The organism is Candidatus Methylobacter oryzae (assembly GCF_003994235.2).
GTDB classification, from domain to species: Bacteria; Pseudomonadota; Gammaproteobacteria; order Methylococcales; family Methylomonadaceae; genus Methylobacter_A; species Methylobacter_A oryzae.
In genome coordinates, this window is record NZ_RYFG02000076.1 from 1 (window position 1) to 22,623 (window position 22,623).

At 51.9% G+C, this 22,623-nt stretch carries 18 protein-coding genes and 1 pseudogene; 13 read left to right on the forward strand and 6 right to left on the reverse strand.

From position 1 onward, the window contains the following. The 12 genes and pseudogenes from EKO24_RS07940 to EKO24_RS07995 form a co-directional block, all read left to right on the forward strand. Positions 1–1,316: pseudogene (locus tag EKO24_RS07940) on the forward strand (hypothetical protein); the annotation flags it as partial. Positions 1,317–1,406: 90 nt separating this feature from the next. Continuing rightward, positions 1,407–2,420 carry a UDP-N-acetylglucosamine 4,6-dehydratase (inverting) gene (gene pseB, locus EKO24_RS07945; RefSeq protein WP_241674434.1) on the forward strand — a complete coding sequence of 338 codons (1,014 nt, stop codon included), beginning with the start codon at positions 1,407–1,409 and terminating at the stop codon, positions 2,418–2,420. 39 nt (positions 2,421–2,459) lie between these two features. Beyond that, a complete protein-coding gene (gene pseF, locus EKO24_RS07950; protein ID WP_127030266.1) occupies positions 2,460–3,164 on the forward strand; it encodes a pseudaminic acid cytidylyltransferase in 705 nt (234 codons plus the stop codon). A 260-nt stretch (positions 3,165–3,424) separates the two neighbouring features. Beyond that, on the forward strand, positions 3,425–4,303 hold the full coding sequence (locus EKO24_RS07955) for a dTDP-4-dehydrorhamnose reductase family protein (RefSeq protein WP_161990585.1): 879 nt from the start codon (positions 3,425–3,427) through the stop codon (positions 4,301–4,303). Further along, positions 4,290–5,369 (forward strand): N-acetylneuraminate synthase family protein, encoded by a 1,080-nt coding sequence (locus EKO24_RS07960; protein ID WP_206667235.1) that lies wholly within the window; start codon positions 4,290–4,292, stop codon positions 5,367–5,369. Before EKO24_RS07955 ends, EKO24_RS07960 begins: the two co-directional genes overlap by 14 nt. Continuing rightward, entirely contained in the window at positions 5,351–6,019 is a 669-nt protein-coding gene (locus EKO24_RS07965) for a glycosyltransferase family 2 protein (protein ID WP_127030263.1), read from the forward strand. The genes EKO24_RS07960 and EKO24_RS07965 overlap by 19 nt, the downstream gene beginning before the upstream one ends. Further along, entirely contained in the window at positions 6,012–7,073 is a 1,062-nt protein-coding gene (locus tag EKO24_RS07970; RefSeq protein WP_127030262.1) for a Gfo/Idh/MocA family protein, read from the forward strand. The genes EKO24_RS07965 and EKO24_RS07970 overlap by 8 nt, the downstream gene beginning before the upstream one ends. A 13-nt stretch (positions 7,074–7,086) precedes the next feature. Beyond that, on the forward strand, positions 7,087–8,388 hold the full coding sequence (locus EKO24_RS07975) for a DegT/DnrJ/EryC1/StrS family aminotransferase (protein WP_127030261.1): 1,302 nt from the start codon (positions 7,087–7,089) through the stop codon (positions 8,386–8,388). 33 nt (positions 8,389–8,421) lie between these two features. After that, on the forward strand, positions 8,422–8,955 hold the full coding sequence (locus EKO24_RS07980; RefSeq protein ID WP_127030260.1) for a GNAT family N-acetyltransferase: 534 nt from the start codon (positions 8,422–8,424) through the stop codon (positions 8,953–8,955). After that, positions 8,940–9,839: a glycosyltransferase family protein gene (locus EKO24_RS07985; RefSeq protein WP_127030259.1), complete on the forward strand. Its 900-nt coding sequence runs from the start codon at positions 8,940–8,942 to the stop codon at positions 9,837–9,839. Before EKO24_RS07980 ends, EKO24_RS07985 begins: the two co-directional genes overlap by 16 nt. Positions 9,840–9,871: 32 nt before the next feature. Beyond that, positions 9,872–11,029 (forward strand): N-acetyl sugar amidotransferase, encoded by a 1,158-nt coding sequence (locus EKO24_RS07990; protein ID WP_127030258.1) that lies wholly within the window; start codon positions 9,872–9,874, stop codon positions 11,027–11,029. Continuing rightward, positions 11,026–12,405 carry an amidase gene (locus EKO24_RS07995; RefSeq protein WP_127030257.1) on the forward strand — a complete coding sequence of 460 codons (1,380 nt, stop codon included), beginning with the start codon at positions 11,026–11,028 and terminating at the stop codon, positions 12,403–12,405. Before EKO24_RS07990 ends, EKO24_RS07995 begins: the two co-directional genes overlap by 4 nt. A 95-nt stretch (positions 12,406–12,500) precedes the next feature. Here the strand turns inward: EKO24_RS07995 and EKO24_RS08000 are convergent, their stop codons facing one another. The 6 genes from EKO24_RS08000 to EKO24_RS08025 all read right to left on the reverse strand — a co-directional run bounded on the left by EKO24_RS08000 (position 12,501) and on the right by EKO24_RS08025 (position 20,615). Further along, positions 12,501–13,313, reverse strand: a complete 813-nt coding sequence (locus EKO24_RS08000; RefSeq protein ID WP_127030256.1) for a glycosyltransferase family 2 protein — start codon at positions 13,311–13,313, stop codon at positions 12,501–12,503. A 27-nt stretch (positions 13,314–13,340) separates the two neighbouring features. Next, on the reverse strand, positions 13,341–14,579 hold the full coding sequence (locus EKO24_RS08005; protein WP_127030255.1) for a class I SAM-dependent methyltransferase: 1,239 nt from the start codon (positions 14,577–14,579) through the stop codon (positions 13,341–13,343). Then, on the reverse strand, positions 14,579–15,508 hold the full coding sequence (locus EKO24_RS08010; RefSeq protein ID WP_161990586.1) for an NAD-dependent epimerase/dehydratase family protein: 930 nt from the start codon (positions 15,506–15,508) through the stop codon (positions 14,579–14,581). Before EKO24_RS08010 ends, EKO24_RS08005 begins: the two co-directional genes overlap by 1 nt. 83 nt (positions 15,509–15,591) lie before the next feature. Next, positions 15,592–17,196 carry a hypothetical protein gene (locus EKO24_RS08015; RefSeq protein ID WP_127030253.1) on the reverse strand — a complete coding sequence of 535 codons (1,605 nt, stop codon included), beginning with the start codon at positions 17,194–17,196 and terminating at the stop codon, positions 15,592–15,594. Positions 17,197–17,219: 23 nt separating this feature from the next. Next, positions 17,220–18,017: a hypothetical protein gene (locus EKO24_RS08020; RefSeq protein WP_127030252.1), complete on the reverse strand. Its 798-nt coding sequence runs from the start codon at positions 18,015–18,017 to the stop codon at positions 17,220–17,222. 48 nt (positions 18,018–18,065) lie between these two features. Continuing rightward, positions 18,066–20,615 (reverse strand): O-linked N-acetylglucosamine transferase family protein, encoded by a 2,550-nt coding sequence (locus EKO24_RS08025; protein ID WP_127030251.1) that lies wholly within the window; start codon positions 20,613–20,615, stop codon positions 18,066–18,068. 417 nt (positions 20,616–21,032) lie between these two features. Between EKO24_RS08025 and EKO24_RS08030 the strand changes: the two genes are divergently transcribed. Then, entirely contained in the window at positions 21,033–22,403 is a 1,371-nt protein-coding gene (locus EKO24_RS08030) for a TolC family outer membrane protein (RefSeq protein WP_127030250.1), read from the forward strand. The last annotated feature ends 220 nt before the right edge of the window (positions 22,404–22,623 follow it).

The window sequence follows — 22,623 nt, forward strand, 5'->3', positions numbered from 1 at the left end:
TGGCGTTGGCCACGAAGCAAGTAGCAGCCTTGTCTACCGCAGCTATCGCGGTTTTGGGTACCTCGCAAGCCATTGTCCTGGAGACCTCCGACGTGGCGGCGTTGAGGAGCGGCCAGATTGTGGCGTTGGGAACTTCCAATGTCGCGGCTCTGGGCACGTCACAGGTGGCGGCGATTAGTACGGGAACCATCGCGGTCTTGGGCACGTCGCAGGTGGCGGCATTGACCACTTCGCAGGTTGTGGCGTTGGCTAGCGCGCAAGTAGCAGCCTTGTCCACCGCAGCTATTGTGGCTTTAGGTACCTCGCAAGCCATTGTCCTGCAGACCTCCGATCTGCTCGCGTTGAAGACTAGCCAAATTGTGGCGTTGGGAACTTCCAATGTTGCGGCTCTGGGCACTTCACAGGTGGCGGCGTTGAGTACTAAGCAGGTTGAGGCATTAACATCTAGTCAGGTTGCTGCCCTATCAACTTCTCAAGTGGCGAGTTTGCATTTAGGTACCCCTGTAGTTTTAGATTTGAATGGCGATGGTGTAAAAACACTCAGTATTTCATTAGGCACGACATTTGACTTATTTGCGACGGGCAGAAAAGTCGATACAGGATGGGTTTCTTCATCAGACGGGCTTCTAGCATTGGATCGTAATCATGATGGTAAAATTGATGACGGTTCCGAGCTCTTCGGAAGTTCTACAACGCTTGCCAACGGCGAGAAAGCGAAGGATGGTTACGCGGCTTTGAGCGAGCTGGACAGTAATCATGATGGAGCAATCACTAAAGCAGACGATGCGTGGAAAGAACTAAAAGTTTGGGTAGACAGAAATTCTGACGGTATTAGCGAAAACGATGAACTGTTTACACTTGATTCTTTAGGTATCTCTAAGCTAAATCTAAATGCTGAAAAAGCTTACATTAAGGATAACGGTAACTTGGTCGGTTTGACTTCCAGCTATGAGACTTCCGATGGAGCGAGTCATGATATGGCGGATGTCTGGTTTGTTGCAGATAAGAATCAGGATTTGCGGACTAAAGTTAGCGACCTAACTCAAGCGATTGCAGCATTTGATGATTCGCAATCCGGTCCAGTAGGCGATCCGGCCAATTCGTTGACAATGTCCAGCTCGTATTCATCGGCGGAGAGTCAGGCAGTTGCTGTTAGTGTAGGAGGACTGGTTGATACGTTGAAGAACTTCGATAGTAATGGAAACTTGATTGCTAACGCAGGCCAATCCTCCAGTCCTCTGCAAGCGGCAATTGGCGGACAGTCACTGGGAGAAGCTCAGGATCCGACCAAGACTGGTTTTTTAGCTTCAAAATGACATAATATTATAAAACAGTCGTTTTAATGATTATGACGGCAAGACCGGTAGGTCTTGCCGTCATTTTTATGTTGGTCTATATAATTTTGAATGGAAGACCTGATGCTCAACAATAAAAGTATTCTCATCACTGGCGGAACCGGCTCATTTGGCAAGCAGTTCGTGAAGACTATTCTGGCGCGCTTTCAGCCGAAAAAAGTCATCATTTATTCGCGAGACGAACTGAAACAGTACGATATGGCGCAGATATTTAATGCGTCGCAAATGCGCTACTTTATTGGTGACGTGCGCGATCAATCGCGCCTCAAGCAAGCGATGGATGGCGTCGACTATGTGATTCACGCTGCGGCACTGAAACATGTTCCTGTGGCCGAATACAATCCTATGGAGTGTATTAAAACTAATATCTACGGCGCGGAAAATGTGATTCAGGCGGCGCTAGCGGCAGGTGTCGAAAAAGTTATTGCGCTCTCCACCGACAAGGCAGCTAATCCTATTAATTTATATGGTGCTACTAAGCTGGCATCGGATAAGTTATTCGTCGCGGCCAATAATATGGTCGGCGAGCGGAAGACGCAATTTTCTGTGGTGCGCTACGGCAATGTGGTGGGGTCGCGTGGTTCGGTTATTCCGTTTTTTCAAAAACTGCTTAATGACGGAGCTACTGAATTGCCTATTACGGACGAACGTATGACTCGCTTCTGGATTACTCTGCAGCAAGGTGTCGATTTTGTTATCAAGAATTTTGAACGTATGCACGGCGGGGAAATTTTTGTGCCGAAGATCCCGTCGGCTACAATAGTTGCGTTAGCCAGTGCGATGGCCCCAAGCTTACCAATGAAAATAGTCGGTATTCGTCCCGGTGAAAAATTACATGAAGTCATGTGTCCTTTCGACGATTCTCATCTGACGCTGGCGTTCCACGATCATTTTGTGATCAAGCCATCAATAGTCTTCAATACTCGTCCCGACTTTGCATGCAATAACTTGGGTGAGATAGGAGTGCCGGTGGTTGGGGGATTTGAATACAGCTCTGGTACTAATACCGAGGTGCTCGACGTGGAAGGATTGCGCCTCCTGATCGAGCAAGGATATGAGGCTTAAATTAGCAAATACCTGAATTATTCGTTAGAGGATAATTAAATGAATATCGCAATTATTCCTGCCAGGGGCGGTAGTAAGAGAATTCCGCGAAAAAATATACGCGATTTTTGCGGCAAGCCGTTAATCGCGTATTCAATAGAGGCCGCAAAAGCTTGTGGTTTATTCGATCATATCATTGTCAGTACTGATGATGAACAAATTCGCGAGATTGCCAATGCTTGGGGAGCACAGACTCCTTTTGAGCGTCCGGCGGAACTGGCGAACGATCATGCTACTACTGTTCCTGTCATCAAACAGGCAGTCGAATGGGCGCAAGAGCATATCGGCAAGGTTGGCAATGTCTGTTGTATTTATGCGACAGCCCCGTTTATTCAAGCCGAAGCTTTGCGGAATGCTTATAAATTGTTGATCGATAGAAACGTTTCTGGCTATGTCTTTAGTGCTACTACTTTCCCGTTTCCGATCCAGCGCGCATTCAAGGTCAAGCCGACTGGCTTGGTTGAAATGTTTGAACCGCAAAATTACATGATCCGTTCTCAAGACCTGGAAGAAGCGTATCAGGATGCAGGCCAGTTTTATTGGGGCTCAGCCGATACCTATATGAGCGAGAAAATATTTTTCTCTACTGATTCTATGGCTTATATCCTGCCACGGCATATGGTGCAGGACATTGATACACCGGAAGATTGGAAGCGGGCGGAAGTGATGTATGAGGCGCTCAAGAAGAACGGGGATATCAAATAAGCATGTCTAGGCTAGAGTTCAACCATGTCTCCTTCCTACGGATAACGATAAGTAAACTTACAAAAATTATTTAATATCAATCGTCTCAAAATTCGCGCATAACGTTATGTCTGGCTCCGCTTTGAAAAAGCTTATGTAGTCTTCGGAACCGTAATCGTTATAGAGCGCGGCTTCAGTAACAGCGGGTTGACATTCAACATGGCTCAGAATATAAAGTATTTCCAAGTAGCATCTAATATATTTATCTTGTTAAAAAACTTTTGACTACCCATATACTCGTTACCGGTGCAACCGGGCTACTCGGCTGTACTTTAGTGCCGGAGCTTGAAGCACGCGGCTATATTGTGACACGACATGGATTTCACTCCACTGCACAGGTGCAGGCAGATCTATGCAGCTATGCCGAGACGGCCGTTATGCTGGAGCAATGTCGACCTGATTGTATTATCAACTTGGTCGGATTAACCAATGTCGATACCTGTGAGCTTGATCCTCATAGCGCCTACTTGCTTAACGTTGTTACCGTCCAAAATCTATGTTGTTGGATCAAACGGGAAACTAGCGATTGCCACTTGATACAGATTTCAACCGATCAACTCTATGACACCTTAGGCCCGCACCGGGAAACTGAAGTTACTATCCGCAACAGCTACGCATTTTCCAAAATCGCGGCGGAAATCGCGGCAGCGAGTGTCAATTCGTCCATTTTACGCACTAATTTTTTCGGACGCAGCCGTTGTACCAAGAGAGTCAGTTTTAGTGACTGGATTTATCAGAGCTTGCATCAGCAGCTGCCGTTGCAAGTGTTCGAGGATGTGTTGTTTTCCCCGCTCTCAAGCTCTACCTTGTGCAACATGATCGAGCTCGTAGTGCAGCAGAGGCCGCTTGGTATATTCAATCTAGGCTCTCGCGATGGGTTAAGTAAAGCGGATTTTGCTTATGCATTGGCGGAAGAGCTTGGCCTGCCCAGACAAACCATGCGGCGCATTCGTTTGAGCGACATGACAACGCTGAAGGCACATAGGCCGAAAGATATGCGCATGGATAGCAGTCAATTCGAGCAACATTTCGGTCTCCAGCTACCTAAACTCATCGATGAAATCATCTCAATACGGAGTCAATATCTTGAATCAGCCTGATCGCGTTTTGAACATCGCCGGTAAATTGATAGGTGATACCTACCCAACTTATTTCATTGCAGATATTGCCGCGAACCATGATGGAGACTTGGAACGCGCCAAAGACCTCATTTACATGGCAGCCGAGGCTGGTGCCGATGCTGCGAAGTTTCAGCATTTTAAAGCAACTACGATTGTCAGTGACGTGGGTTTTAAGGCGCTCGGTCAACAGCAGTCGCACCAAGCCAAATGGAAAAAAAGCGTTGTTGAAGTGTATCAGGATGCAAGCGTACCTCTGATGTGGACTGCGACGCTGAAAGAGACTTGCGACAAGGCTGGAATCTGTTTTTTCACCAGCCCTTACGATAAGGCCCTGGTCGATCATATCGAACCCTATGTGCCGGCGTTTAAAATCGGCTCAGGCGATATTACCTGGCTGGAAATCATCGAACATATTGCCGCCAAGCAGAAACCGTACATTATCGCAACCGGTGCGTCCAGCATGGACGACGTGGGCAGGGCTGTAGACGCGGCCTTAGCGATCAATCCGCAGATTGCGTTGATGCAATGCAATACGAATTACACGGCCAATCTTGAGAACTTCAAATACATTCAACTGAATGTGCTGAAATGTTACCGGACTATGTATCCCGACATGGTTCTCGGTTTGAGCGATCACACGCTCGGTCACGCCACGGTATTGGGCGCGGTTACGCTAGGCGCCCGAATGATTGAAAAGCATTTCACCGACGATATTCATCGCGATGGACCCGATCACGGCTTCTCCATGACGCCTGAAGCATGGAAAACGATGGTTGAGGCGGTCCGCGAACTCGAAAATGCATTGGGCAGCGGCATCAAACGGATCGAAGCCAACGAAGTCGAGACCTCCGTATTGCAACGCCGCTCGATACGTTTGCTACAGGATTTGCCTGCCGGTACTGAATTGACGCGAGAGCATTTGACAGTGCTGCGCCCTTGTCCGGTCGACGCGATTTCTCCTGCAATGATCGCGCAAGTAGTGGGTAGGCGGCTTGCACATGACATTAAATCAGGCGAGTATTTAAAATGGAACGATCTCGCATAGCTATTATCGTCCCCGCTTTGAACGAAGCGGCAACGATAGGCGGAGTGCTAACGCGAGTCAAAGACTATGGCTTGCCTATCGTGGTCGACGATGGCTCGAGCGATGCAACGGCGGATTTGGCTCGCGAGGCTGGTGCCGAAGTCGTAACGCACGAGCAAAATCGCGGCTACGATGGAGCCCTCAATTCGGGTTTTGCTCGCGCCGCAGCTCTAGGATGCGCCTATGCAATTACAATCGATGCGGATGGTCAGCATAACCCGGCCCAATTGCAGGAGCTGATCGATTACCTGGATCAGGGTTATGAATTGGTGCTTGGCGTGCGCGACCGTTATCAGCGCATAGGGGAAGTGATTTTTGCTCATTGTACCAAGCGTTTGTGGAATATTTCCGATCCGTTGTGCGGAATGAAGGGCTATTCTCTCGAACTATATAGCAAGGCCGGGCATTTCGACAGTTTTCAATCGATAGGTACCGAGTTGGCTGTGCGTTCTTTGGTCAATGGTTGCCGTTATATTGAAATGTCTGTCATCACTCGCGATCGTCAGGATATACCGAGATTCGCGCGCAAGTTTGCGGCGAATTACAAAATATTGCGAGCCATGTCGATATTGGTGTGGCTGTACACCATGAAAAAATTAAATAATGGCTGACGGTATGCCTGTCAATGTGGCAATCATCGGTTGCGGCCTAATCGGAGCTCAATGGGATGCTGCTGTGCAGACACCATCCGTATCGTTGACCCATGCGGCAGGTTTTTCGAAACATCCCGATGCCCGGCTGGTCGCTGTTTGCGACCAAGATCCGGACAAGGCCGGACAAGCTGCGCAGCGATGGGGCGCGCGAGCCTATACCGATCCTGATCGACTGTTTGCCGAAAATCCGATTGACTTGGTTGTTGTCGCGACATCCAGCGCGGCTCGCTGGTCTATTATCGCGACAGTGCTGGTAGCCAATGTCAAGGTGTTGGTGATTGAAAAGCCGTTGGCATCCACGCTGGACGAAAGCAAGAAGCTGGTTGCTGCAATCACTATGGCTAAAGTTAAATCCATAGTTAATTTTTCAAGACATTGGGACCCAAGCATGCGCCAGTTGCGAGATAAACTGGGCAGCGGCGATTTTGGCACGATTCAGCGTATTGTCGGCGTCTACGGCAAAGGCATCACCAACAATGGCTCCCATATGATCGACTTGGCAGCTTTTCTATCCGACTCAATACCGGTCAAGGCAAGATCTTTAGGCTCGCCCTTGGAGTCGCAGGAAGCGCTTTGGTCGGGCGGGAAGGATCATACGCTCGACGCCCAAGTTGTGTTTGCCAATGATCACGGAGTGCAGTTCCACCTGACCATGCTCGGCACCGACCAGAGGGCTTTTACCTGTTTTGAGTTACGTGTTATCGGCAGCCGGGCAATCTGCGAGCTTGCATTGGGAGGACGAAAACTGAGCTATACGCAGCTCCGGGACGATCCGCACTATGGCGGCTATATAATACCCGGAGAGCCGGTCAGTTTAACCGCCAGAGCGATGGAAGCGATGGATATGATGGCCGACGAAGCATTGCAGCTTGCGTTAGGCCAAATCGACGAATCTAGCTGCGATGTGCATACGGCGCTACTTACTGCGCTGGCCGTCGAAGCGGTGATTTTGTCGGAGAAGGAGGGGGGACGATGGGTCGATATAGCTTCGTTGGCAACAGACATAATATGAGAGGGAGATAATTTTGGCTGAATTAGCAATTGCAGGTGGCGTAGTCACACGGGGACAGGCGTTCCCGGCCCGCCGCACGATGGGCGAAGCCGAAAAACAAGCCGTCGTCGAGGTCATGGACAGTGGCGTGTTGTCAGGCTTTTTCGGTAGTCCCGGTCCGCATTGGTTGGGCGGCTCCAAAGTGCAGGAGTTCGAGCGTAAATGGGCCGAAAAATACGGCTTTGCTCATGCGATTTCGGTCAACTCCTGGACCACGGGCCTGATGACGGCTGTCGGCGCGATCGGCATCTCGCCGGGCGACGAGGTGATCGTTTCGCCGTACACGATGTCGGCCAGCGCGACAGCGATCCTGTTTTATGGTGGCATTCCCGTTTTTGCCGACATCGATCCCGATACTTTTAACATCAGTGCCGCAACCATCGAGCGTTGCATTAGTCCTCGGACCAAAGCGATCATGGTCGTGCATATCTTCGGCCAAGCCGCCGATATGGACCCGATCGTGGAGCTGGCCCGGCGGCATCAATTGAAAGTCATCGAAGACGCAGCGCAAGCGCCGGGCGTTTACTACAAAGGCAAGCCGGTCGGCGCAATAGGCGATATCGGCGGTTTCAGCCTGAACTATCACAAACATATTCATACCGGCGAAGGCGGCATGCTGGTGACTAACGATGATCAATTGGCTTTGCGTTGCCAATTGATTCGCAACCATGCCGAAAATTTGGTTGAGTTTCAGCAAGTCGAAGACCTGAGCAATATGATCGGATCGAATTACCGGCTGACCGAACTGCAAGCAGCAATCGGTTGCGCGCAGCTCGACCGCTTGGATGACTGCTTGCTGCATAGACGCCGTTTGGCGGCCTATTTCGGCGCACAGCTGGCAGGCATCGACGGCTTGACTGCGGCTAAGGTCGCTGACGGCGCCGAGCACGCCTATTATTTATATCCGGTCAAATACGATGCAAAAATAACCGGCATACCGCGCAACGCGTTCATCAAGGCGGTCAACGCCGAGTTGCCGGCGCCGGAAGTGTGGGAGCAGACAGGCTGGGCTGAGGCCTATGTCAGACCATTGTATCTGGCGCCGTTGTATCAGAAAAAGATCGCGTTAGGACCGAAGGGCTTTCCGTGGAGCATGAATCCCGGGGTTGAGTACAGTTACCAGAAAGGCATCTGTCCCGTGGTCGAGCGCATGTATGATGAAGAATTGATCTTTACGCCGTTGATGCGCGAACCGCTGCTTGAAAGCGATATTGACGATTTCGTCGCGGCGATCAAAAAAGTATTATCGAACAAGGCGGAATTGCAGTCTTTATAGCATTGTTAATGTTGAACAAGCCGGGAGAGACGGGTGCAACAACTTGATTTACAGTTAGCCGGACGCTTGGTCACGCTAAGGCCATTTACCGGGGCCGATATTACGCCGGTTTATATTGGCTGGCTCAGCGACCCCGAGCTGATGAAATTCAGCAACCAGCGTTTCCGTAGCCATAGCGCCGCCAGTTGCCGCGATTATTTGGCCTCATTCCAAGGCAGCGACAATTTGTTCCTCGCGATTACTGACGACGGCCAGCTGGTCGGCACGATGACCGCCTATGTGTCCAAAGTTCACCAGACTGCCGACATCGGCTTATTGATCGGATCGCAATCGCAAGGAAAAGGCTTCGGTAAAGATGCCTGGGAGACGCTGATGGCTTACTTGTTCCGGTCCGGCATCAGGAAAGTGACCGGCGGCACCTTGCGCTGCAACAAAGCGATGGTGAGAATCATGGAAAGCGCCGGCATGCAGCCGGACGGCGTCAGGAAAGGTCAAGAGCTGGTCTACGGCAAGCCGGAAGACATACTTTATTTCGCCAGGTTCAATTCCCAGTGTTCTCCGATTTAGAAGCCCCTATCGCTGTCGTTGCCTACGATGCCGGCGCGGCTAATCATATCTTCGCTTGGTTACAAGCGAATCGGCATCCGGACATTGTCCCCTGTCTAGCCGGGCCGGCGTTGGCGCTGTGGCGGCAGCAATTTGACGGCCGCCCGCAGCTGGAGCTGAATGAGGCGCTTGCCGGGGTTAAGACCTTATTGAGCGGGAGCGGATGGGCCAGCTCTATCGAGCACGAGGCCCGGCGGTTGGCCCGTCAATTGGGCATCAAATCAATTGCCGTGATCGATCATTGGACCAATTACCGCGAGCGCTTCATCCGTGACGGCGAACAGATTCTGCCCGATGAAATTTGGGTCAGCGATGCCCATGCCCGGACTATCGCGCTAACGCTATTTCCGGCTATCAACATTGTGCGGCAAGAGAATGCTTATCTTGCCGGCTTGGTCAGTGAAGTCGAACGGATTCAGCGAGCCGCCGTTCGGCAAAACAACGACCGGCTGTTGTATGTGCTGGAGCCGATACGCCAGGCATGGGGACAGACTGAAGTTCCGGGCGAGTTTGCGGCGCTCGATTTCTTTGTTGAAAATTTACCTTTGCTGCAACTGCATAACGATGTGCAGATTCGGCTCAGGCCGCATCCGTCGGATCCTGTCGGCAAATACGAGCAATGGCTGGCTCGCCAACGCAATCTGCCAATCACAATCGATCGCGCGCCGACGTTGGCCGAGTCGCTGGCGTGGTCGACGCTGGTAGTCGGCTGCCAGACTTATGCGATGGTGATCGCGTTGGCCGCAGGACGCAAAGTTATCTGTTCGATCCCGCCGTGGGCGCCGGCTTGCGTTTTGCCGCATCCTGAAATCATTCGCTTGTCTGCTTTACTGTCGCGAACCTGAACAATGAATCATGCTATTAAAATAGGTCTCATATGAATACTACGAGTTACGGTCAGCCACTTTTCCCCGAAATGCGCTATTGCGCCCGCTGCTGCATGCCGGAGTCGAACGAAGGCATGCAGTTCGATGAAATGGGCATTTGCCAGGCGTGTCAGTCTTCGGAACAAAAAATCCGCATCAATTGGGTTGAGCGCGAAAAAGAATTGTCGAACCTGCTCGATTATTACAAAAGCCTGAACAATGAGTACGATTGCATCATACCGATCAGCGGCGGCAAGGACAGCACGTTCCAGTTGCATGTGCTGACCAAAGTCTACGGCATGCGCGCGCTGGCGGTCACGTTCAGCCACAACTGGTTTAGCGAAACCGGGAAATACAATCTGCAGAATTGCCTTGAGCAGTTCGACGTCGACCACATTATGTTTACGCCGAACCGTTCGCTGGTTAACCGTTTGGCCCGGCAATCGTTGTTCAAAATCGGCGATGCCTGTTGGCATTGTCATTCCGGCGTCGGCGCGTTCCCGATGCAGATCGCGGTTAAATACAAAATTCCGCTAATGATCTGGGGCGAATCGATTGCCGAAACGTCCGGCCGGGCCACGCACCGCAATCCGGTGCGCAAATTCGACCGCGATTATTTCACCAAAGTCTCGGCCAAACGTTATCCGGAAGAAATGGTTTGCGACAGTATCAGCCTACGAGAGCTGTCGGGATTCAAGCTGCCTTCGGTCGAGGAAATCGAAGCGGTCGGCGTGGTCGGCATTCATCTTGGCGACTTTATTTTCTGGGACGACGAGCGGCAAATGGAGTTTGTGCGCGACGTTTACGGCTGGCGCGAAGATAAAGTCGAAGGGACTTACAAGCATTACAAAAGTGTCGAATGCAAAATGGCCGGCGTGCACGACTATACCAAATTTTTGAAGCGCGGCTTCGGGCGCGGCACCGATCACGCCAGCGTCGACGTCCGGGCCGGCTTGCTGACGCGCGAAGAAGCGTTCGAACTTGCCAAGAAAAGCGATACAGAGCGTCCGCCCGCTCTCGATTGGTATTTGCAAATCACCGGTTTTAGCAATGAAGAATTCGAGATCGTTATGGCGCAGCATCGGCGCGACCTCGGCATCGAGACATTGACCGATGAAAAATTCAGCGCCGCCATTGAAAACTACCGCCGTTCGCAGGTGAAACCATGAGCGCACAGACCGATATGAAGCCGTTATCCGAATATACCGCCACGCAACTGATTGACTTGTTGCAAGCGCGTGAAGTGAGTGCGGCCGAAGTCACCCGCTCGTGTCTCGACAGCATCGCGCAACACGAGGACGACATTCATGCCTGGGTCTACCTGGACCCTGAACTGGCGTTGAAACAGGCCGAGGAAGCCGACCGTAAATTGGCGTCCGGCCAAGCCGGCAAACTGTGCGGCGTGCCGGTCGGCGTCAAGGATATTTTCAATACCACCGACATGCCGACCCAGATGGGCAGCCCGATCTGGAAGGATTTTACGCCAGGCAACGACGCGCGCGTCGTGCATTACCTGCGCATGGCCGATGCAGTGATACTCGGCAAAACCGTGACCGCCGAATTCGCGGTGCACGCGCCCGGACTGACCTGCAATCCGCATCATCTCGACTATATCCCCGGCACCTCGTCCAGCGGCTCGGCGGCCGCGACTGCCGCGCATATGGTGCCGCTGGCTCTGGGCACGCAGACCGCCGGTTCGATCATTCGCCCGGCCAGCTATTGCGGCGTTTACGGCTTCAAGCCTTCGTTCGGACTGGTGCCGCGGACCGCCATGTTGAAGACGACCGATTCGTTAGATACGGTCGGTATGTTTGCGCGCAGTGTCGACGATTTGGCTTTGTTGTTCGAGACAATACGCGTGCACGGCATCGATTTCCCGATTGCCCATGAAGCGCTGAACGATCCGGCCCGGAGAAGCATCGGCAACCGCTCTTGGCGCGTCGGCTTGCTGCAAGGACCGAAGTGGGATTGTGCGGAAAGTTATGCCCAGCAGGCATTAATTCAATTCGGCCATCGCTTGTCCAAGGTGCCCGGCCTGGAAGTGGAAGACATCGTGCTGCCGGCGTCATTCCAGCAGGCGCACGAGATACATACGACGATTTATGATCGTGCGTTGGCTTATTATTTCAAGGAAGAATTTGTCGCTCAGACTCTGGTCAGCTCGATCATGTACGACATCGTGCAGCGAGGCAACCAGGTCTCGCTGGAGCAATACCGGCAAGCGGTCGAGGCGCAGACGGCGCTGGCGCATGAGCTTGACGATATTTTGAGCCAGCGCTACGACATCATCGTCGATCTTTCTACCGGCGGCGAAGCATTGAAAGGCCTGGATTCTTGCGACCGGCCCGACAACTGCCTGATCTGGACTTTGTGCGGCGTGCCGACGATGAACTTGCCGGTATTTACCGGACCGAACGAACTACCGTTCGGCGCACAAATTTATTCCCGCCGCTACAACGATTATTTGTTGCTGGCTTTCGCCCGCCATTTACAGGCGCACGGTGTGATCGATAACAATACCGCGCTGCCGGCGTTTAAGGCCTAACGGCTTGATACAATGAAAAATGCCAAAAGCAGAAGCCTGCTTTTGGCATTCATGTGTTATACGTATAGCCGGCATAAGCTGAACGGCTATATAAATCAGTACTTACAATTCAATGCTATTGCATCTCGGGCATGCTCGTATTTCATAAAATCAAACGCCACCTCTTTTTTCCGTAAATAGTCGTTTTGCAAAGTCGCTTCGTCGCGGAGGTGGTGGACTCCCCAGCCGCGCGCGACATCCTTGGCATCGAGCTTGGTCCCGATTTGCATTTTGCGTTTGATTGTCTGCGCATTCCAGGGCGCATAGTGATACACGAAGACCATTAAGTTAAGCACACGGAAACTGGAGTCTGGCAAGAAGGAACTATGCCGTCCGGGGTAATACTGGCCGACGGCATTGTTATGGAAGAAACGGTTGCGTGTCGGCTGCAATCCTATATTGCCGATTGCTATGCGCTCTTCCTGCGAGGTGATTGCGTTATCGTCGATGCCGTGATGCTTTTGCAACGGCAGCGGTAAATCGTGCGACGCCTCTATGTCTGGATTTTCATCGATCACCAACATGCCGGATGCCGCGCAACCGATCCGGCCCATGTCTTTCAGATAAGACTCAAGTTGGCTTAGAGGAACGCTGCTCATCAAGAATTCGCTGACCGTTAACGCTATTTTCCATCCAACCAATTCCTGCTCATAGTTCATGACTTCAAGGTCTGTTTGGTAAGCATCAAAATGGGTGAGCCTGCTGCGTACGAGACGCCAGTTTGGCGCTAACTGACGGCAAATATCGGCCGAGTTATCGGTCGAACCATGGTCGATTAATACGCCGTAATCGAACATGGGCAGATGATGCTTCAGCCACCAGGGCAACAGGTATTCTTCGTTATAAAAATGACAGATAACAGTACGCATAAATTTCTCAGTGTGGAGAGCTTGCGGTTATAAAAATTCCGCTTCAGGAAAGTAGGAATAAAATATCGAACCTTCCGGCACGCCGATGGCGCGGACCTTGGCGGCCAGTTCATATCGGAAATTCCATGCGGAAAATACGAAGAAGGCGGGCTTGCTCAATTTAGCGCAAGCTTCCAGTGCTTCAATAGGCGAGCCCGAACCCGGCGCAAACAAGCCGATTTTGAGCGGGTTTTCATCAAGGAACAAGTCGGGTTTGATGCCGCAAGCATTAACCAGGGTCATGGCCTTGGCGGCAGCGCCGACAAACACAATTTCCCGCCCGGCAGCGCGTTGCTCTTCAACGATGGAGACGACGCGTTGCACCACCTCACGGGCTGTCTGTCCGAATTGTTCGTAGGTTTTCCAGTCGAATAAATTGACTCGTTCTTCATAGGCGGTCAAATCTTCAGCAATCGCAAAGTTACCCTTCATGAACGCGTCCCGGAAACCTGCCGCAACAGGCGCTTCCGCATGTTGCAGCAAATAGACCGGGCTGTCGCCGTGAATCTTGACCAGGAACGAGTCGACCAAACGCAGGCCGGCGCGCGCCGCCAATTGCTTCATCGAGTGTGTATTGAAGAAAGAGATATGTTCGTGGTAAATCGTATCGAATTCGCTGTGTTCGAACATCCGCGCCTGCGAAGGTTGTGCCATCACGACACCGCCCGGACTCAGCTTTTCGCGGCATCCGATCAAGAACTGAAGCGGATTGTCGACGTGCGCGACAACATTCATGCATATAATCGCGTCAAACAGCCCCTCGACCTGGCCGGCAACCTGCGGCCAGTAACCGCAGAGGATAGGTAGCCCTGCCTCCTGCGCCAGTTTGGTTATATTCTCGGCCGGGTCGATGCCGATACAATCGAGACCGACGCGTTGCATCTCGCGTATCAGGCTGCCGTCATTGGCTGCCAGTTCCATCACGCGCGCACCGGACGGCAGCGTTTGGGCCAGCGCGTCGGCGAACCAAATGAAAAACTCGCCTAAAGTCTTGGATGTGCCGCTGACATAGGCATATTGGTCGAAGATTTCTCTACGGTCGACACAGTAGCTCAACTGCGAATTCCAGCAGTTGCTACAGACGTTCAGCCCTAGCGGAAACTCGGCAACGCGTTCTTCGGCGGTCGTGGTGTAGCTGTTCGCTGGAGGCTGGATACCCAGGTCAAGCGCCATCCGTAATTCGGATGAGCCGCAACATAGGCATTCTTTGATGAAATAACTGTTCATTAGATTGATCCTTTTCCTGCACGGTAATCGGCGATGAATTCCCGGCAGCGGGTTTGTAGGTCCGATACGGGCAATTCGCTGCCGCAGATGGCTTTCATTTTTGTCGTATCGAGCAGGAATGAGTAAGTTTCCGAGTCGCCCTCGTATAGTACTTGGGCATCCCACGTCATGGCTATCGCGTGAGCCAGCTCACCCATCTTGAATGAGTTGCTGCCGGCATTGAATATGCCGGGCTGCTGTTTGGTTAACAGTAGTTTTTTAATCAATACCCAGAGGTCGCTCAGGAACAGAATGGTCCGGTTTGACTCACTGTTTTTCAATCGCACTTGAGCGGTTCGCACTGCCGACAAGTTCATCGCGTTGAAAACCAATTCTTCACGTATATTTGGACTGTAGCCGGACAGCGTTCCCATACGCAGGGCGTAAAAATTCTCAAGGAAGTTCTGGGCGATATAGTCAAACGCGAACTTCGAAATATCGTAGGGATTTTGCGATGGAATCGTCGCCAGCGACGTCTCCGAGGCAGGAATAGCGTGCGCCGACTTATTCGAATACAGGCTACCGCTCGACGCATAAATCAGCTTGGTGTCGGGACTTAACTTTTTGGCAAAGTTAAACAGGTTCAGGCAATTATTCGATAGCGCCCCCTTCGGATCGAGCACCGACTGGCTAACGCTTGAGTGCCCGCCAAACCAAAGGACGGCATCGAAACTGCTTAGAAACGTCGGGTCGAGACTCTCGTAGTCGCAATTGAGCACATTATCAATCAGGGAAGGGTTGCCACGTACCAATCGGTCGCATACGGTTACGCTAAAATTCGAATCGATCAGTTTGTTGTGCAGGTAAGAGCCGATATATCCGCAACCGCCCACCAGCAGAACATTGGGTGTAGCCGCGACAGGCGCCGCGTCGATGGAACTATTATTCAATGAATCTCTCCGATATTTGATAGTGTAAATGCATGACCTTATTAGATTGAACGATATGCTGAGCGATTCCTTTGCCGATCCATCTATAATAGAACTTTCAGTTTTTCCAGCGCTCCATTGTAATCAGTTAAATAGACGCCACGCAAGGGCAGCGTATGCATTTCGGTTTCAGTGCATTCGCGGTCGATTGCATGGATACAGGTAACTCCCTGGTTCAAAAATTGGGTCAATGCGGTAGTCGGTTGGTCGATGCCGACGCAGACGGTAGTTTGCTCCGTCCAGTCGGATAAAGGGCCTATCGCAAAGATCGATTCAATGATATTGGCGTCGACGCCGTATAAACTTAAATACTTGGCCAGCATCCCGCTGAAATCCCAGCTGGTCTTTGACCTGATCTTGAAAGGCACCTGCCGGGATTGGCACAGCATGAGCGCGTCGAAGGTGAATTTTGCAATTGTCGAAAATTCGCAGGTCGGCACGCCGCCCGGATCGGTCAACGCATTGAACAGCAGTAAGACTAGTGGAGCGCTGGTCGTAGGACTGCCGATGACTAACGGGTGAGCCCAGGTCGAGCGGCTGTTGCCCAGCTCGGTGAAAGAGTCAGGGGCGCGTACATAACCATGTTTGCGGCAGCCTTTCACAACCGGAAACGGCGTGACTGAAAATGAAGAATGAGGATGAATTTCCGTTGCGATGTCCAGAAGATTGGCCCAGGTCGTTAAGGGGCCGGACAAGCCGGTATCATGATCGCTTACGTATAAATACCGGATATTGGCGAATCCGGGAGCCGTGCATAGCTGGTTGAAGATCCTCAGTTGCGACAGGGATTTGGCGGCTTGGCGCTCTACCTGGGCCGGAATGATTTCCGCGCCGGGACACAGGATTTGATATAAGTCATCAGTGACGCGCCGAACCTCGTCCAGATATTTTCTTTCCGCTAAGCTCGATGGCACAGGGGCTTTATCGCTGAACAACAAGCCTATGCGGTTGTGTGCGACCGGTATATCGAAATAGGGGCTGGCCAGGTCTACGACTTGAGCGCCATGCAGCGCCTCTAAACGCTGACGGTGATACTCATAGTCGTAATATACCGTAGGCAGATGAGCTACGGCTTCACAAGAACCGGATGCATCGGCGGACAAATCGAATGTAAAGTTCATCGCATTCTGGACAAAAGGTTGGCCTACATCCCTTAAGAATGGCTTTGCGTTTTTAAATTTCCCCTGCTGCAACGCGTCAGCCAGGAATTGCCGTTGCAGGGCCGAATCAAAATAAAAATCTTGTTCGTTGTCCAGCGTAAAAAACGCCAACGTGTCCCGTTCGGGCAAGGCCGCGGCCAGCAGCGGCGCAAATTGTCTCCAGCGCAACACAGTCAACGCAATATAGTAGATGTTTAAATAATCCCAGCCCGGCGAAGATATTTCAAAATTGAAATGACGCGTGCGCAGCTCCGACAGGTTCGCATCGAAAGTACGGGCAATACGGTCCGCTTCATAATGGCAGTTGGACAGCGAGTTGCGTCCCAGCGCTATTGAATCGACGAACGTGATCTTCGGCAGGCCTTGAGTTTCCAACAGGTTATACGTTTCAGCAGACTGGGTAATGAATTCGGTATTGAGCACTTGATGCCCGATTATTGATTGGGCAACTATGTAATCGTTACGATTGGCTATAAAAATGGAAGTCATTTTGAATCCTGAGTGAAGCCTGTTTACCTTAACCTGTCTCGTATTGTCGCGAAAGCATCGTGGTAATCGGCAAAGCCCTGTTCCTTGATTGCGATTTTCAACGCATCGCTAAGCACAGCCTCTAACTTGAATTGATTCAGCCTGCTGGCCGACCAGGCGCACTGAAAAGTGTTGTAAGCTCGCACTTTCCAGGCCGGATTCACGGTAAGCAGCACGGATGCGATGCGTTCCATCAGGAACACTTTTCTCTGTACAGCGCCCGGATACGGTGTTTCATGAATCAGCGCCTGTTTTAGTTCGCTATCGGGGCCTTCGCAAATCGCAAACAGTTGTTCATTGATGCGCAGCCATTCGCGCCAGAAAGCCGGCCGGGCAACAAAGTAATTGCTGAATATGATTTGCCGTGAATCCATCACCAGCGCCGACAGCGGCAAGGGCATGCCGATTGCTTTGAAGAAGGCCTCGCACGCGTCGGTAAAGCCGGGTTCAAACAGTTCTTCCTGCTCGAAAATATTCAGGAAAAAAGCTCCCATGTCGGGTTGCGGGCTGAATGAAACCAAATCAATATCGGAGCCGGCGTTTTGCACAAATTCTGTTACCTGTGCGTGGGTCAAGCCGGTTTTTTCCTGGAAGCGCGGCGAAAAGAAACCATAGTAACTAGCGTCGTCCAGCGTTTCTTTGAGTAAGAAGTTTCTGATCGGCCAGTACTCGCGCCAATCATTCTTTTCAGAGTCGAGATTGTTCAATATCCCATAGCCCAAAGGGACTTGCTGCAATGTTTCCGGAGAATAGGCGATATGATAGAGGTTGACTTGATTCATAAATTGGATTGGAAATGTCCGGTGTATTGTTCCAAGGATAGGCCGGTATCAGTCAACCGCCACCGCTCTGACGACATATTGAAACGCGATAGCGTCCTGTACGGCCAAGTCCGGGTCGGAGCCGGACGCGCTCGCAATCTGCCGGATACCGGCAATCATCTCTTCGCTGGGCTGTTGAAGTATTCGGGAAATCATTTCCACGACCTGGAAGCCGTTGGCGTGAAACAGGTCGAGTATGGTGATCCGGGTTAGCCAGCGGATATGGGTACGGTCAAGCAAACCGGAATCTTGGTAGATAAAGCGGCCGGAATTGAGCGCTGATTGAACGCCCCAGTATTGCGCGTTAGGGATGCAGGCGATGACTTCGACGCCGGAGCGGGCATTGCGCTTGATGCGCCTTAACAATTGCCACGGATCGTATAAATGTTCGAGCGCGTCGGCAAAAACCCAGCACTGGGCGTCGCCCAGCTTCTTGAAGGTTTCATCCGGCAGATGTTCGACATTGCCGTAAATCACTTCGGTGCAATGCTGTTTCGAAGCTTCCGCATAGTCCTGGTCGATTTCAATGCCTATGTAGCTGCATGCCGGGTTGATGTCGCGATAGGCTCGCGCCAAGGCGCCGCTGCTGGAGCCGACTTCAACGATGCCGGTAAAATCGGCGCGCATGAAGTTGAGTACATCTACATTATGGATGTTGTTTATCGGCGTTTGCTTGATATTTTGTGGTGTTTGCACGGCGATCTCTTTAAAGATGTTTTCCAAGTCGCGTACGAATTGGGGGCTATCGAATAATGAACAGCTTAAACGGTTTTCTTGCAGTTGCTGTTTCATTGCGGCGATTTTTTCCGGCTGTTCGGTCAGCGATACCGCTTTGTCCTCGTATTCTTGCAGACTGTAGGTAATCAGTTCCGGCAGATCGACGGCCATCAACAGGCTGCCCGCCATCCGCGAAGAGAACGTGTTGCCTGCGCAGGTCAACAATGGCAGGCCCGCCCACAGCGCATCGCTGGCTGTTGTGCCGGCATTGAACGGCATCGTATCGAGAAACAAGTCGGCGGCTTGGTAGCGCGCCAAGTACGCAGCCGGACTTACGCGCTCGGCAAACAGTAGCCGCTCCGGGTCAACGCCGAGGCGCTGCGCATGGGCAGCCAAACTACTGCGCACGGATTGATGGTCGGACACCAGCCACAGCACGCTGCCGGGAACGCGCGACAGGATGCGCATCCAGGCCGTAAAGACTTCCTCGGTGATTTTGAAGTTATTGTTGAACGAGCAAAACACGAATGCATCGTCCGGCAAGCCGCAGTCGGCGCGGGTTGGGCGCGGGCCGACTTCGCGCTGGCGGTCGTTGATCTGGAACGAGCGCGGCATATACAGCGGACGTTCGGTGAAATAAGGGGTGAGTTCCGGCGGCAATACGAACTTGTCGGCCAGCACATAGTCGATGCAGGGCAGGGCGGTGGGGCCCGGAAAACCGAGATAAGTGATCTGCACCGGTGCCGGCCGCCACGACAGTATGTTCGGGCGAGTGCCTTGCGTCAAACCGTGCAGGTCGACCAGAATATCGATTTCATGCGAGCGGATGCACTGCGCGGCCTGTTCATCGCTTATCTCGGCGATACCGATGAAATGATCCATCGCTTTGATGATGCGCGCCCGGATCGGCGAGCCGTCTTCGCTGCTCCAGCAAAAACCGTAGACTTCGACATTCTCGCGGTCATGCAGTTCAAATAATTCCGCAGTCAGGATCGCGACCGCATGCGCATGGAAATCGGACGACAAATAGCCGATACGCAAGCGCTTATGCGCATAGCCGCTCATATTGGCGAGCGGGGCCGGATATATATTGACGTTCTCCTGAACATAGTTGCGCGAAGCGGCCAGTTGCCGCGCCGGGTCGTTCGACGCGCTTAGCATCGCAAGCGCCGAGGTCGCCTGTAACATATCGTTCAATGTTACCCCTTCGATCTCGCAATAGATCGGCCATTCGCATTGTTTCTGGCGCAAATGGACAAAATGGGTCAACACTTTCGGCTGCTTCGGGTTCAGTTTCAGGCTTTGCGCCAGCATCTGTTCGGCTTCTTGCAGGTTCTTAAGCAATTCCAGCAAACGGCCGAGATTATTCAGCACTTGTATATGCAGCGCAGGATTAGTGCCTGCGTTGCGCTTGGCAACGCTAAGAGCTGTGCGCCAGAGATCTATCGCCTCGTCAAATTGCCCGTGCCGTTCGAGTAACGTGCCCAGGTTCAGGTAAGCTTCGATGAAGTTAGGGTTTAGTCTTAACGCACGGCGATAGGCTTCTTCTGCCGCAGCATCGTCCTTTGCGTCGCTGAGGCAAACGGCAAGATTGAATTGTACGGCGTATGCAATCGGGGAGGTGGTATGTTTCAACCAGCTACGATATAAATCGATCGCTTGATCGGCATGTCCGGATTCCCGCAGTTGCTGGGTGGCCGAGAATAATTCAGCGATCGGCAAAGCATCCTTCACGGCCAGATTGGATGCCAGCTTCAGCACCGTTTCCGGTTCGTTATTATTCAATGCTTGATTTAATTGTCGCAGATAGTCAGTCGGACTGAAGGTTGTTTTATGTTTCATGATTTATGTTTCCAGTCTAAGGCCGAGCATGTTCTGTCATTCCCCGGCAAGGGCGCGGCGCAAGCCTGAACCGCGGCAATAATATAGCAATCGAATGGATTTGAATACTTCGTTTTCCATCCGAATCGCGCCGATGATTTCCGGCCTGAACCAGCAAAACCGAATTGCTGCAAGCGTCGATTAACGGGACGTGGAGCCTGATGTTTGCAGACCCGAGTTAGCGGGTTCCGTAGCGAGCGGATATAAAGCCCATCCTCTTACGGCAATGCTAAATTTAAAGTCCTGCTATACTAATGCGACGAATCAAGCCCGTCTAAGTGCCATCGTGCAGATGCCTTTATGCCGCGACCTTCACCGTACCGGCAAGGTCACGGCTTTTAAGCTGATAAATAAATCCAACTAAGAAATTGAAAGCGCATGTCAAGCAGCCGAGTTAAGCGAACCGCAGCCCACTATTTACCCGGTTTTATCGTTATTTGTTGTACAGCCGTTGCCCAGATGGCCCATGCCCAGGATTTAATGGACGTCTATGAGCTGGCGCTGCAAAACGATCCGGCGTTAAAACAAGCGCAGGCCAACTGGCTGGCCGTCGGCGAATCGAAAAACCAGAGCATTGCCAATTTCCTGCCCACCGTGTCCGCGACCGCGCTTAGCAATCTGAACCGCTTGTCGAATAAAAGATTCACTTACCAGGGCGTCGGCGTCCAGAATTACGCCGACAACAACTTTACCTTGAACTTGAGCCAGCCGCTATTTCATTGGGATCACTGGGTACAGCTCAGCCAGTCCGATAACCAGATCGCCCAGGCCGAAGCCGACTACCAGGCGGAATTGCAAAAGCTGATCGTGAAAATCACCGAAGCTTACTTCAACGTCTTGTCGGCAGAGGACAACCTGGAATTCAGCCGCTCCGAAAAACAAGCCATTGCCCGGCAACTCGAACAAGCCAAGCAGCAATTTGCGGTAGGCCTGATCGATATTACCGAAAGCCGTCAGGCGCAAGCGGCTTTCGACAGGGCCAGCGCCGATGAAATAGCGGCTTCGAACAGCGTCGATGACCAAAAAGAAGCGCTAGCCGAGATTATTGGCGAGCAAGACTTGAAGCTGAACCGGCTGGGCGAATCGCTTCCGCTGGCGAGGCCGGAGCCCGACGATATGACGGAATGGAGCAATTCGGCCGAGGCCGGCAATTTCAGCATCATTGCTGCGTTTAACCAGATGGAGTTTTCCCGGAAAGGGATCGACTTGCAGCGCAACGGCCATTTGCCGAAACTGGATCTGACCGCGTCGTTGGGCGAATACGACACCTCCAGCCAGTTCGGCCTGCGGGGCTCGACCGAAATGGTCGGGGTGCGTTTGAATGTGCCGTTATACGAAGGCGGTGCGGTCACGTCCAGAACCCAGCAGGCGCGCTACCGTTATGAGCAGGCTAAAGAACAGTTAACGGCCGCGAAAAGAGCGGTCAACCGCCAGGTCAAGGACGCTTATCGCGGCATCACCACCAGCTTGGGCCGCGTCGAGGCTTTGAAAACTGCCGTGGCTTCGGCCGAAGTCGCCTTGCAGGCTACCGAAGCCGGTTTTGAAGTGGGCGTGCGCACCCTCGTTGAAGTGTTGAACGAGCAAAGAAATCTGTATCTGGCCAAGCGCGATTACTCGCGTACGCGCTACGATTACCTGCTGAACAGCATCAAACTGAAACAGGCCGCCAGTAGTTTGTCTCAGGAAGATATTGAGAAGATCAACCGGCTGCTGGTGACAAGCTCAGCTGCGGTCAAGGTTGAAAAATAATTTTTAAATCAGAGTCTTGTTTGCTATTGGGCTTGTTAACAGCAGCATCGTCAACCATAGGAAAAACAGTCGTTTCTTCCGCTAAAAATACCGGATTTCATCGGTTCCGCCTCATTCTATAAAGTAGAGTTATAGCTAGAATCTATGGTTCCATAGAAAGCCGTTATTATACAAACGCTTATATTCAGATATATCATTGCCGCACATTTTTATACGGCAT